Here is a 12,942-nt window from a genome sequence, read left to right as displayed (position 1 = left end):
GCTAGCACTAAACCCGCGAAGGCCTAAAAAGCAGCAACCCGGCAACAACCCAGACCGCTAACGCAAGACCCTAACAACCCCGCCCGCCCAACCCCGCCCCAACCCCGCCCAAACCCCAACTACGAACCAAACCGCTAAACCACCAAATACCCCCCATCAACCGGAACAACAGCCCCCGTCATAAAAGCCGCTGCTGGCGAGCAAAGGAACGCCACCACTTGGGCTACATCACCAGGCTGACCCCATCGTTTCATTGGCGTGCGATCAAGAATCGCTTGCGAACGATCATCGCTATCCTGCAGAGCCTGCGTCAACGGCGTAGCAATCCATCCCGGCGCGACTGCATTCACGCGAATGTTATCGGCTGCATAAGCAATCGCCAGCGACTTGGTCAACTGCACTACGCCACCCTTGCTTGCGCTGTAAGCGGGAACAAGACCGCCGCCGAAAAAACTCAGCATCGACGCCGTGTTAACAATAGATCCAGCACTAGCCTTCAGGCGTTCGCGCGCCGCGGCACAGACACGCATGGTCCCGCCAAGATTGACGGCGACCACGCGCTCGAATACGTCAATAGCCAGTTCATCGCCGCGCCGGATCATGCCCGCGCAATTCACTAGCATATCGATGGAGTCGGCTCGTGCCATGAGCGATGCTACGCTCCCGTCGTCGCTAACATCAAGTTCGACAACTTCTATTGCAGAGCCTAACGCCTCACGTTGAGCATCGGTCGCCCCAATGCCCGCAGCAAGAACACGCGCGCCAAGCGCGGCGAAACATTGAGCAATGCCCGCGCCAATGCCCTGCGTGCCGCCAGTCACAACGGCGGTTTTGCCTTTGAAGAGATCAGTCTGAAAAGTCATGGAAGGTCGGATAAGGGAACGGTTGTAACGATGGTCTCGCTGTCCTCAATCTTATTTCGTACTACAAATACATAAACCAGCGCGGCGGCGAATGCGACACCCGCGCTGATCAGGAACGCGTTGATGAAGGAGTGCGTCTTATCCACGACGATACCGGTAATGAACGGCGCAAATGAACCGCCGAAATAGCCGCCGAAGTTTTGAATGCTGCCCAGCGAGGCCACCATGTGACGAGGCGCGGCGACGGTCGCTAGCGCCCAGCACGCGCCGCTCGCCATGTTCACAAAATACATGGCAGCAGAAAGATAGATCATGGCAAGCGTCAGGTTCGGGGTAAACGCCGCCGGTACAGTGAAGAGCGCAGCGCCCAGCAAGCCGACGCAGATCGGCCATTTACGGCTTCGCATGGGCGCCATGCCGCGCGCCATCAGGCCATCGGCTACGAATCCGCTGGACAGCATCCCAAGCGTGCCGAAGAGATAGGGGACCGACACGAGCCAGCCCGTATGCGCAATGGTCACGTGGCGTTCGTGCTCCAGGTACGCAGGCAGCCAGGTGAGATAGAGCCACACCATGTAGATCACGCCCATGTTGCCGAAGATCATGCCCCACGTAGTCGATTTGCTGAACAACCCACGCCATTCACGCATGGTCATGCGGCGTTCGGCGCGCTGCTCCGGTTCTCCTTCTGTCAGGAATGCGACCTCCTGAGAATCGAGGGAGATGTTACGGCGATCCCGGTAGACGAGATACCAGCCAATCGACACCGCAATGCCAAGCACGCCCATGACGACGAACATCGTGCGCCAGCCAAAGGTCAGCAGGAGCACTGTGAGGACGGGCGGTGCTATAGCGGGTCCAATGGTCGATGACGTAATGAAGATGCCTGTTGGGCGACCGCGCTCATGCACGCCGAACCATTCGCTCACCACCTTTGCACCGGCGGGAAAATTCGGCGCCTCGCCAAGACCCAGCGCGACGCGTGCGACCAAAAACTGCGACAGGCTCGTCACAAGACCACCGCACAACTGCGCGGCCGACCACAGGAACATGCCCAGGCCGAGCATCACGCGTGCACCAAAGCGGTCAAGCAAGATGCCGATGGGCAACTGGGAAAATGCATAGGCGAATGAGAAGGCGGACAGCAGCAAGCCCATCTGCGATGCCGACAACCCAAGTTCCTGGCTGACCGAATGATTCGCTATGGAAAGCGTGCTCCGGTCGAGATAATTAACAATCCCGGCCAGTGTCAGGAACGTGATTGCGACCACCTGGATGCGCTTGAGGCGCGGTGATTTCTGCAACATGGTGTCTCCTCCGGTGCTCGTTGAGAGTCTGCGTGGAAGGTACTTGCAAGGGAAGGCCCAACTCCGTTTTAACGGATGAACTGGTCGACGAAATCTTCTCCCAGCCCTACCGAAGAAAAGTGCTTGCGGCACATGTCGACCTTGGTGAAGACGTCTTCGTATCCGGTGTAGTTGCCATAAGGATCGCAATAGAACATCACGCCATTGACCTGGAAGTAGGTGATCATTTCTTCCACGTCTTCAGGCACGTAGAGCGTGTGGGTTTCTCCCGGCGGCTCGAAAACATAGCTGCCTTCAGTGGCTTCCCAGTCGTGTTCCAGATAACGCCAGCGGCCCTTGAGCACCATGCCGTGTACCGCTTGCGGATGCCGGTGCCGGCTTAGCACGCCGGATTTGCGCACACGCAGCAGATTCATCCAGTACCCAGTCGAAACATTCAGGCATAGGGGGCGGAACCAGACGTTCTCGGCTTGAGGAACCCAAAGACGTTCGTCCTTGGGGATCGCCGATTCAACCACGATTTCCTTAGCCGCTTCCTTAGGGAATGGAAGCTGATACGGCGTCATTGCGTCTGCCGCAGATTTAGCCTCTGCCATGACCTGGCTCCTTTGTCCATATTGTGGATAAACTATTCAATGTATGGACACATAATTCTTCAAGCTGACCCTCTCTGTCAAGGCGCGCCAATCGTGCAGTGCGGCATGAATTTGCAAAGGAGCGCTGCGGGCTTTCGATTATGTGAGCGTCAAATTGGCTCTAGCCGGCTAGTCGACTAAGGCGCATGTCCATGACAAGGTGCTAAGGGTTACGCGATAATGCCAAGCGGGTTAACACGTAATTGGCCGCTGGTCTTGCTTGGGGCCATACATGATCGCTGGATCTATCGGCGCTGCACTAGCGTCAATCTCAACTTTTCGCGCGTCGCTCAAGGCGGCGTCGCCGCTCAACCCGGGATTCTCGATGAGCAACAGTTCGTTGCCAACTTCCTCTGCCGCTCGCTGGCTGCCTTATATAGTCGCGGGAACGTTTTTCATGGAGTATCTGGATACCACTGTCATCGCGACCGCGTTACCGCAGATGGCCCGCTCATTCGGTGTCGGCCCTAATGCGCTAAGTATCGGAATGACCGCCTACATGCTCGCGCTGGCCATTTTTATTCCGGTAAGCGGCTGGGTGGCTGATCGCGTAGGTTCACGCACGGTGTTCTTTAGCGCGATCGTCGTGTTTGTGATCGCGTCGGTGTTATGCGGCTTATCGAACTCGGTCACGGAGTTCACGGCAGCGCGTTTACTACAGGGCGCGGGCGGCGCGATGATGGTCCCGGTAGGTCGGCTGATCGTGGTCCGCAGTACAGAGAAAAGCCGGCTTATGCAGGCTATTTCTACCATCACCTGGCCTGCTATTGCGGCACCGGTCGTCGGCCCCCCCATTGGCGGTTTCATCACCACATATGCGTCATGGCGCTGGATTTTCCTCTTGAACGTGCCATTCGGAATCTGCGCGCTGATAGCTGTCGCCTTGCTTGTCCCGAACCTGCGCGGCGCCGAGCGCAAGCCTCTGGATGTTGTGGGACTGGTGCTTAGCGGCGCAGCCCTGACCGCCATTCTTTACGGCGCCGAACTCGCTAGCCAGCCTGACAGTAATCCATGGATGGCCGGCGGCATAGTGCTGGCCGGTCTGCTGTTTGGCTTTGCCGCGGTGCGTTATGCGGCGCGTCATCCGCATCCGTTGATCGATTTTTCGACGCTGAAGATTCCTACTTATTCGGTAACTGTCCTGACCGGTTCGTTCACGCGTATCGGCATTGGCGCCGTGCCGTATCTGATGCCGTTGCTATTCCAGATCGGCTTTGGTCTGTCCGCTTTCAAGTCGGGCCTGTTGCTGCTTGCCAGCGCGCTTGGCAACCTCGGAATGAAAGCGCTGACCACGCGGATTCTGCGGCGTTTCGGCTTCAGGTATGTGTCCATTGTCGCCGTGGCGACAGCAGGCATCTTTACGATCATATGCGGCCTGCTCACGCCTTTGTCGCCGCTTGCGTTCGTCCTGATCGTGGTATTCGTTTATGGCGTGGCGCGTTCCATGCAGTTTTCGTTGTTGGCGACCCTTGCTTACGCCGATGTGGGTGCCCCGCAAATGAGTGCCGCGAGCACGCTATGGAGCGCGGCTGCACAAATGACCATTGGACTGGGCATTGCCTATGGCGCCGTCGCCTTGCGGGCCGCGGCGATGCTTAACGGCGAGACGACCGGTGCGGGAGACATGCATTTCACGCTCGACGACTTCCGGCTAGCGTTTCTGTTCGCCGGCGTGCTGACGCTACTCTCGGTATGGGGCTACTTCAAGGTCGCCCGTGACGCGGGGCAAAGCGTGGGCGGCGGATCGATGCGACAGAATGTGTCGCAGAGGAGCGGTTAGAACGCGAATGGGCCGTTAATGAAGAACGCATTGGAGTCGTTCCTGGAGTTCGGCATACAGCGGAGAATGATTGTAGGTATGACTAGTGAAATAGATGAGCCCGCATGGTTGTCCCTTGCGTTCGCTGAGCGTGGAGTCCGGCGCTTCGGGCCAGGAGAGAGCAATCCGCGGATTGTTGAATACAACGCGCACACTAATCTGGCGGGCTACGACGACAAGATCTCGTGGTGCTCGTCGTTCCTGAACTGGTGCCTTGCTAAGACGGGAGAGCGCGGTACGGGATCCGCGCTAGCGCGTTCCTGGCTTGAGTGGGGCGAAGTACTCGACACCCCCACGTACGGCTGCGTCGTTATCTTGTCCCGTGACGATCCCGCTAGCTGGAAAGGGCACGTCGGTTTTTATCTGCGCCACGACGCCGAAACCATTTATCTCTTCGGCGGTAATCAGCTTGAAGAAGTACGCGAGCTTGATTATCCGTTAGCGTCGGTGCTGGGTTATCGGTGGCCTGAGCCTCTTTGATCGTGCTTGCAAGCAGCGACGAATCATGATCCCGCTTAAGCCGGATCATGACAGCACACGCAGATCTTGTTTCCGTCCGGGTCACGAAAATAGGCACCGTAGTAATGCGGGTGATAGTGCGCTCGCAAGCCCGGCGGCCCTTCGCACACGCCTCCGTTTGCCAGTGCGATGGCGTGGCAGCGATCGACAGTCTCACGGCCGTGTGCAAGCAGGGCGATCATCTGCCCGTTGCCGGGATTGGCCGTGTTTCCATCGATTGGCGGTCCAATCAGGAACAACGGACGTGGCGCATTGGCCGCGACCCAGCCGGCCCAAGGCTTGTCATCGTCGCGGAATTTTAATGGCAGCCCTAGCGCTTCCATGATCGGCGAGTAGAAATGGAAAGCACGAGGAAAGTCGGTGACGCCTACGTGAACATGTGAAAACATCTGGCCGTTCCTTCTAACGGTGGATGAGGGCGAATTGGCAATCATGATCCCGCTTGCTCTGTCTTATGGCAAGCCTTGGCGCGAGTTCTTGCCGCGTGGCTTTACCTTGGTGACTGCCGCACTTGCTCAAGCATTAACCGGTCTGGTCGTACGCACAAGAACGGTTTCCACGCAGCCAAAGACGATTACCGGCGCAATAGCGCCTGCAAAGCCGGCAATCTCGTAGCCAACTCTCGCGCAACCATACAGGAGGACCAACATCTCTGCATCATGCCAGGAGCTCCCGTTGCGCGATGCTGAGACCCGTAGTGGTATCCAATCCAGAAAGCGAAACGTGTAGCGATCCAGACCACGGTGGTGGCGACAACCGCGCACATTGAGCGTCCACTGCTGCAGTAGATCGCCAGCGCGAAGAGTCCGGGGACAAACAGGACCAGTTGTTCAAGCGTGGTCTGGAGATAGCGCAAGTTGATCGTCAAGCGCCGTGTTTCATGGCCCGACAATGGATCGATAGCCGGTGAGCGCAAGCGTTCATGTGCGACCGCTTCAATGCCCGTCAGGAAGCAGAAAAGGACCGCCATGCAGCAGCATTTGAGAGCGACCACGAATCGGGCAAACGGCTCCTCCATGCCGTTAAGCGGTGGCATGAAATAGTCAATGCCAAGCCACAAAGCGATGGCGGCAGGGAACGCGAAGGCGATTTCCATGATCAGGGCCGATTGGTGCCGGCGGATATTGCCGGCATCTGCAGGTTCAAGCGCGTTCTTCATGGTTGCCTTCCCGCGGCTTGGCGTTGAAGTTAGCTTAAGGACTTTTGAATGCGCGTCAACGCGGCGTAACCCGCGCTTGAGCGGCGCCGAAGCCCGCACGGTGCTAGCGTTTCCACGCCAAGCCTTCATCGCCCTACCGATTCCCGTCACGGACTGGACGCACACGGGAATTCGTGGCTGTCGGAAAAGAGCACTGGCAAGCTGCAGCTAGCTGCCAGAACGTGTCTTGAGTCGTGATCCGCACCCGGCACCAGCACAAGACTTTGATGCAAATCCGTTGGGTGCCGCATGCGCATGTATTGCATATAAGAAAGACTGCGGCTAAGGCGGTCGGATCCTTGCAACTCACCTGCGCACGACCGGTCCAGTTCACTGTGATCCGGATCGTTGTCCGCGGTTCCTGCCAGGTAGACAACGTCGCGTGCTGCGTACGCCGCCTCGACGGCTTGTGCTGATCGCCCGCGTACGTAAGACGGTGCGTTATCCAGGCCATAACGCCATAGCGTGGCACCAGGGCAACTTGCTGGATCGACCGCTTTGAAGCCCCCTGCGGCAGACGGCCGGAGGTCGTCGAAATAGAGAAAGCTACTGGGCTCCGCCACCACATAACGGATATGAATTCCTAGTGCGGTCAACGCTTGCTCGCCGTGGCCAACGGCGGCGTAGCGTTGCACGAGTTGTGCGCCCGCCGAGTGGCCAACAAGTACAACGGTACGCAAGTCCGGGTACCGTGTCCGGTCCGCAAAGTGGTCGAGTAGACGATCAAGCACCTCGAATCCGCTGACCGGCACGGGCGATAACGCGGGCCAGCCGCGCGACCAGTCGTGCAACTTCCAGCGCAACACGGAAGGCGGAAGCCCGTGGGCAGCGATGTCTTGCGGGATCAGGAACTGAGGGCCGACAATCAGGGTTGTTCCCGTTACCTCAGCCATCCTCGCCGCTTCAACGGTGGAAAACCAGTTTGATTTCGCGTTACGGCTTTCCCCATGCACGACGATGACAACACGCTCCATACCCGCTGCCGTGGCATCGAGCGGCATGGTTGAATACACGGGGAAGGTGCCGTTGCCGGATGTGGTTTGAATGTCGAACTGCTGGTTCGGCGTAGCCCGGACCGGCTTGGCGGGGCCCGTCTTGCGGTCTAGATCGTAGCCGGCCAGGTTGATTGATCCATGTTGTGCCGTCGCGCTGATGACTTGAGCACTGACGTTCTGAGGGATCATCAGGCCGAATAAGACGCTTCTTAGAAAGGTAAATAGAAGAGCAAATAGAAGCGCCTGTCTCATGCATTTCCCTGAGAGTTAAGCAAAATTGGGCAAAGCTCGCACATCATAGATTGAGCCGATGCATACTAAGTCCGCTGCATGCAGATAGTAGATTGGGCAATCGCGTATGCAGATGAAAGTGTTGAAAGGGAAGCGGGCTTCGATCTTGCAGGATTATCCTGGCAAGCAGCTTTCATCAAACCATCACGGCGACAAATAACATTCATTAAAAAATATCGATCCGATGACAATAAAACATTGCCGTAACGCCAGATTGAAATCGAAGTGGCTAGCGCCGTTCTTCCTCTCGCTAATATTGCTTTCGCCTTGGCTTACGGAATGCCGCGCTGCGGATGTTGAAATTGCTCAGGATCAACGGGTGGTGACCGTTGACGAGGCAGGTCGCAGGACCACGCATAGAACACTCAAGATCAACCTGTCGAACGAGGCCGCTCTACAAGCCTTCTCGCAATACGCTCTTGGCTACAACGCTGAGCTTCAGTCGGTCAAGATCGACGACGCCGAAACAATCCACGCAGATGGAACGCACGTTGTTGCCGATTTGCAAAGCGCGGTCTTCGACCGGGCGGCGCCTGTCACTGTCAGCGCACCTCAATTCAGCGAGGAGCATCTGCGCATTGTTGCGTTCCCGGCGCTCACCAAGGGAGACACTGTGTTGCTGAGCTACAGCATCACGGACATCAACACGCTATTCCCCGGGAAATTCACGGACCTCGCGGTGTATCCGCTGACCAGCGATTTCCGTGATGCCAGCGTAACGCTCGATACACCCGCCGACATGCCCGTCAATATTGATGCACCCGGCATGCAAGCGCAGCAAGACACGGTGCAAGGTGGCCGGCATGTGCGTGTATATCGATACCACACTGCGAGCAGCGGTCCTGTCCCGCAGCAAGCCAACACGCTGACCTGGACCGATGTCGGCCCATACTTCGTCGCCACGAATTTCCGCGACTATGCGGAAATCGCGCAGGCGTATCACGTGCGTTCAGGCGAACAGGATGAGCCGTCAGCAGCGGTTCAGGCACTCGCCGACAGCCTCACGAAAGGCGTGAACGACCGGCGTGAACAAGCATCGCGCCTGTATGACTGGGTCAGCCGCAATGTCCGATATGTCGGCGTATATATTGGCGCCGGTGGTGTCGTTCCCCGCAGCGCCGACATTATCCTGAGCGGCCGTTATGGCGATTGCAAGGATCACGCCACTCTGTTCGCTGCGCTGCTAAAGGCGAAGCACATTGAGAGCCACAGCGTGCTGGTTAATCTAGGCGATGGGTATCGTTTGCCGAATGCACCCGACTGGATGGCGTTCAATCACGCCATTACGTGGCTGCCCGAGTTCAAGGTGTTTGCCGATACAACCGCTGGTTTCGCGCCGTTCGGAACGCTGACGTTCGAGGCGAGCGACAAGCCCGTACTCGACACCACCACCGGCGCAATTCTGCACACGCCGCCGCAGAACGACGCGAACAGCAGTTCTTCGGTTGACTACGCATTGAACATCAACAATGACGGCGATGCCAACGTCACCGCCCATGCTGAATTAAGCGGGCAGGCGAGCATTGGTCCTCGCCGCACTTTCTCGCGCCTGTCGCGCAGCCGTATCGAATACGAGATGCTGAGCCGCAGCGGATTGACGGGCTCGCTCCATGCGACCCCGACCGATCCGGGCGAGCTTGAAACGCCGTTCACGCTGTCACTGAGCGGCAAACTCGATCAGCTCGCGATCATGCCCGGACCGGCGGCATTTTCAGTGCCGCGCATGCCGACGTTTGACTCCATCCAGAGTTTTTCCGAGCTCGTGCTCCGGCGCATGAATAGTCCGTTGGACGGCATCTGCGGAGGGACAAGGTTGAGAGAGCATTATGTTGTCGAGATCCCCGGCAACGCGAAAATCCTGGCGATTCCGTCGGGCATATCCATGGATAGCGGCGAGATTTCTTATCACTCGAGTTACCGGCAGCGCGACAATACGGTGGAGATTGACCGGCTGCTCGAACGCAGGCTTACAAGCAATGTATGCAGCGGCGCCAAGCTGGCGGAGTGGGCCGGCATTGCGGGGGCTATTTCCAAGGACCTGAAGCGCCAGGTGCTTTACAAATAAACGCTAACGCGCGCCGCTTGTATCGCGTGGCGCCGTTAGAGAGAAGATCCGTGTTCCGGCTTATTCGCAGTTAATAGTCTCGGCGCTAGTCTTGACGCCTTTCTAAGTTCGCCATGCGTTTTTTCTAAATGTCACGTCATCGTTTGCAACGGAGTGTATGTAATGTGAAGTGTGTCATCCACGGGTGGCAAACCTGCGTTAGACAGTGCGTGTCTTAGGTCGAAGCTGACCTGACAAACTGAAATCTTTCGGAGGTTGCACCCATGAAGGCAAGCTTGCGCCGAACCCATGCAGCCGTACTCTCTGCCATGGCATTGTTAGCCGTGGTCCCTATGCCAGGCCGGGCTCAATCCGTCCCGTCACCGACCGCGTCGGCCGCCTCTGCCATTGATCCCCCAGGCCGCGTCGCCCGACTTAACTTCTTCGACGGCAGCGTGACCATGGAACCCGCCGGAGCAACAGACTGGTCTTATGCCGAACTGAACCGTCCTCTCACTACCGGCGATCAATTGTGGGCAGACAGGGGTGCCCGAGGCGAACTGCATGTTGGTTCCACTGCGCTGCGGCTGGGTCAACAGACGGCCTTGAGTATTGTCGATATAGACGACAAGAACCTGCAGTTGAAGGTCACGCGAGGAACACTCTCCACGCGGCTGAGGGCGTTGCCCTCAGGGCAGACCGTCGAAATAGATACACCGAACGTCGCGATGCAGGCAGCGAGTCCCGGCGAATTCCGGGTAGATGTTGCGCCTGACGGTAACTCGACCACGGTGACGTTGCGAAGCGGTACCGCCAACCTCTATGGCGACGGCGGCGCACTGCAGATGACTGCAGGCCAGCAGATCACGTTCACCGGAGTGAATCTCCAGCAACAGGCTGGCGGTCCAGCACCCGCTCCCGATACCTTCGACCAATGGGTGGCAAGCCGCGATCGCGCGGAAGATGCTTCGGCCTCCGCACGATATGTATCGCGAGAGATTCCGGGTTACGAAGACCTGGATGCGAACGGCACATGGCGCAGTGACCCGAACTACGGTGAAGTCTGGGTGCCGACCGTTGCGGTCACCGCGCAATGGGCGCCTTATCACCAAGGTCATTGGACGTGGATTGCGCCTTGGGGCTGGACCTGGATAGACGATGCCCCTTGGGGCTTCGCCCCTTTCCACTATGGTCGATGGGCGTATCTGGGTAATGCCTGGGCGTGGGTGCCGGGACCCGTGGTCGTGGCGCAGCCAGTGTATGCGCCGGCGCTGGTGGCGTTCGTGGGCGGCGGAGGCGGTGGTTCGCACTGGGGCGTCGACTTGGCCGTTGGCGGCGCTGTAGGTGCAGGGGTTGCGTGGTTTGCGTTGGGTCCGCACGAACCGTGGCATCCGGGTTCGGGTTATAGCCCGAGCTATTACAACCGGGTCAACAACGTGAACATCACGAATGTGCACAGCACGACCATCGTCAACAACATCACGAACATTCACAACACGTACATCAACCAGCGTGTTCCCGGCGCTATTACCGCTGTGCCGGCGGATACGTTCGTGCATGGCCAGCAAGTAGCGCAGGCATCGCGCAGGTTGACGGCGCAACAAATTGGCGCCGCGCAGGTCGGGGCGGGCACGCCTGGTATCGCACCGGTACGCGGCAGCTTCACGGGCGGCTTGCGGCCCGCTTCTGCCGGGGCTCCCGCGATGGCCGCGCAGCGACAAGTCGTTGCTACGCGCGCGCCAGTTGTGCCGGCAGCGTACAGGGACACGCTCGCACAACACTTCGCGAGCAGCGGTGGGCGCGTAGCCGGCGCAGGTGAGCCGATTGTGCGGACGACAGTACCCGCAGCGTTTGTGCATCCGTTGAACCGGGGTGCGTCGGCGATGCCATCGCCGCAAGGTTATCGCCTGGTGAACCGGGAGCCGGCACGTCCTGCCGGAGAACAGGGCTCGCCTGAAAGGAACGTTGCACCGAATGCGCCGCGCGAAGAAGTGCGGCCGCAACAGGCCGCGCGTCCCGCGGAACCCATGCAGCAGCGTGCGCCTTTAGCCGCTGAAAATGGAGCGCCCCGTCCGCCCGGAGAAAACCGCGAGCCCGCAGCAGTTCATGCCGAGCGTCCGGTTCAGAACGCGCCGCAAGCGCCACGGCAGCAGCCACGGCAGGAGCCTCAGCAAGAGCAAGCCATGCATGCGCCAGAGGCTCAGCAACTGCATGCGGTGCCGCAAGCCGCGCCTCGTGCAGAAGAGCATGAAGCGCAGCATGCGCGTCCGGTCGAGCCGCCGGCAGCGCCGGTTCCCCATGTGGAAAGGCAGCAGCCAGTTCGTCCGCCTGTTCAGCAGGAAGCGCATCGGGAGGAACCCCCGCATGCGCATCCGGAACAGCATCCGCCAGCAGCCAGGGGTGGCGAGCATCACGACGAGCAACCGAAGTGAGCGCGTGATTCGATGATGACCTGGCAGCCGGTTTTGTTCGTCTCGCGAGCATGACCGGCTGCCGGTCTTATTGCGTATGTCTAGCCGCTTAGTGCTTATTGACTGGCATGGAGCCGGCGACAGCATTCAAATAACCCCAGTCGCGAACGTATATTTTCGGCCCTTAGCGCCCAAGCGCTTTTTGTCGCGTCATCAAGCGCTGCGATAATCCTGCCACGCAAATAACCAGTCTTAAGTCGGAAACCCGATCCATGTCGAATGAAAGTACCCTTCACGAACATGCGGTTGAGCGTGCTGCGCATTCAGGTGATCCGCTATCCCGTTGGGTTGCCGTCTTCACCGCCATCCTCGCGGCGCTTTCCGGTCTCTTGCACTACGAGGAAGGGGTCTTGCAAACGCAGTCGCTGCTCTTCAAGAACGACGCTGTATTGCTGCAAAGCAAGACCAGCGACGAATGGAATCTGTATCAGGCGCAATCCAGCAAGGGACATCTGATGGAGCTTGCCGCTGAATTGTCCGGTCCGGAGAAGCAGGCGTACTACCGCGACCAGATCGCTAAATACGAGCTTCGAAAGAAAGAGATCCAGACCAAGGCGCACGACATGGAAAAGCAGGTGGAAGAAGCCAACCTGCAATCCGAGCGCAAGGAGCATCCGCAACATATGTTTGGTCAGGCGCTCGCGTTGATCAACGTGGCTATTTCGCTAGCAGCCATTACATCACTCACAGGCAGCCGCAAGCTGTTTGTTCTCGCGGGTCTGGCGGGCGTAGCCGGGATCGCGGTGTCGATATTTGGGTTCTTTAATATCTGAGCCCGCATTCCCGCATTCCCGCATTGC

11 protein-coding genes are annotated in these 12,942 nt (G+C 58.5%); 5 read left to right on the top strand and 6 right to left on the bottom strand.

Annotated features, from left to right (window positions below; genetic code table 11):
• Nucleotides 1-134 precede the first annotated feature (134 nt).
• From ACSQ83_RS33965 to ACSQ83_RS33955, 3 genes are all read right to left on the bottom strand, one after another.
• Complete coding sequence (locus tag ACSQ83_RS33965) at nucleotides 135-863, bottom strand: SDR family NAD(P)-dependent oxidoreductase (protein WP_414949867.1); 729 nt, start codon at nucleotides 861-863, stop codon at nucleotides 135-137.
• On the bottom strand, nucleotides 860-2,170 hold the full coding sequence (locus ACSQ83_RS33960; RefSeq protein WP_414949869.1) for an MFS transporter: 1,311 nt from the start codon (nucleotides 2,168-2,170) through the stop codon (nucleotides 860-862). Before ACSQ83_RS33960 ends, ACSQ83_RS33965 begins: the two co-directional genes overlap by 4 nt.
• 68 nt (nucleotides 2,171-2,238) lie before the next feature.
• Nucleotides 2,239-2,766 carry a 2,4'-dihydroxyacetophenone dioxygenase family protein gene (locus ACSQ83_RS33955; RefSeq protein WP_414949871.1) on the bottom strand — a complete coding sequence of 176 codons (528 nt, stop codon included), beginning with the start codon at nucleotides 2,764-2,766 and terminating at the stop codon, nucleotides 2,239-2,241.
• A gap of 364 nt (nucleotides 2,767-3,130) precedes the next feature.
• Here ACSQ83_RS33955 and ACSQ83_RS33950 point away from each other — a divergent pair, with 364 nt between their 5' ends.
• Both ACSQ83_RS33950 and ACSQ83_RS33945 read left to right on the top strand, forming a co-directional pair.
• Nucleotides 3,131-4,585, top strand: a complete 1,455-nt coding sequence (locus ACSQ83_RS33950) for an MFS transporter (RefSeq protein ID WP_436231125.1) — start codon at nucleotides 3,131-3,133, stop codon at nucleotides 4,583-4,585.
• Nucleotides 4,586-4,663: 78 nt separating this feature from the next.
• Complete coding sequence (locus tag ACSQ83_RS33945; RefSeq protein ID WP_436231123.1) at nucleotides 4,664-5,104, top strand: TIGR02594 family protein; 441 nt, start codon at nucleotides 4,664-4,666, stop codon at nucleotides 5,102-5,104.
• A gap of 35 nt (nucleotides 5,105-5,139) precedes the next feature.
• Here ACSQ83_RS33945 and ACSQ83_RS33940 read toward each other — a convergent pair whose 3' ends face one another.
• The 3 genes from ACSQ83_RS33940 to ACSQ83_RS33930 all read right to left on the bottom strand — a co-directional run bounded on the left by ACSQ83_RS33940 (nucleotide 5,140) and on the right by ACSQ83_RS33930 (nucleotide 7,588).
• A complete protein-coding gene (locus ACSQ83_RS33940) occupies nucleotides 5,140-5,532 on the bottom strand; it encodes a VOC family protein (RefSeq protein ID WP_414949873.1) in 393 nt (130 codons plus the stop codon).
• A gap of 185 nt (nucleotides 5,533-5,717) precedes the next feature.
• A complete protein-coding gene (locus tag ACSQ83_RS33935; RefSeq protein ID WP_436231122.1) occupies nucleotides 5,718-6,302 on the bottom strand; it encodes an MAPEG family protein in 585 nt (194 codons plus the stop codon).
• 146 nt (nucleotides 6,303-6,448) lie between these two features.
• Nucleotides 6,449-7,588, bottom strand: coding sequence for an alpha/beta fold hydrolase (locus ACSQ83_RS33930; RefSeq protein ID WP_436231121.1), 1,140 nt, complete (start codon nucleotides 7,586-7,588; stop codon nucleotides 6,449-6,451).
• A 358-nt stretch (nucleotides 7,589-7,946) separates the two neighbouring features.
• Here ACSQ83_RS33930 and ACSQ83_RS33925 point away from each other — a divergent pair, with 358 nt between their 5' ends.
• From ACSQ83_RS33925 to ACSQ83_RS33915, 3 genes are all read left to right on the top strand, one after another.
• The gene (locus tag ACSQ83_RS33925) at nucleotides 7,947-9,692 is read left to right on the top strand and encodes a DUF3857 domain-containing transglutaminase family protein (protein ID WP_436231120.1); all 1,746 of its coding nucleotides are present in this window, start codon (nucleotides 7,947-7,949) and stop codon (nucleotides 9,690-9,692) included.
• Between the two features lie 263 nt (nucleotides 9,693-9,955).
• A complete protein-coding gene (locus ACSQ83_RS33920; RefSeq protein ID WP_436231119.1) occupies nucleotides 9,956-12,103 on the top strand; it encodes a DUF6600 domain-containing protein in 2,148 nt (715 codons plus the stop codon).
• Between the two features lie 251 nt (nucleotides 12,104-12,354).
• Nucleotides 12,355-12,915 (top strand): DUF4337 domain-containing protein, encoded by a 561-nt coding sequence (locus ACSQ83_RS33915; protein WP_436231118.1) that lies wholly within the window; start codon nucleotides 12,355-12,357, stop codon nucleotides 12,913-12,915.
• Nucleotides 12,916-12,942 lie beyond the last annotated feature (27 nt).

Source organism: Caballeronia sp. LjRoot29, assembly GCF_964252755.1.
GTDB lineage: Bacteria > Pseudomonadota > Gammaproteobacteria > Burkholderiales > Burkholderiaceae > Caballeronia.
The sequence above is the reverse complement of the archived record's forward strand: the minus strand, read 5'-3'. Positions and strand labels throughout refer to the sequence as shown.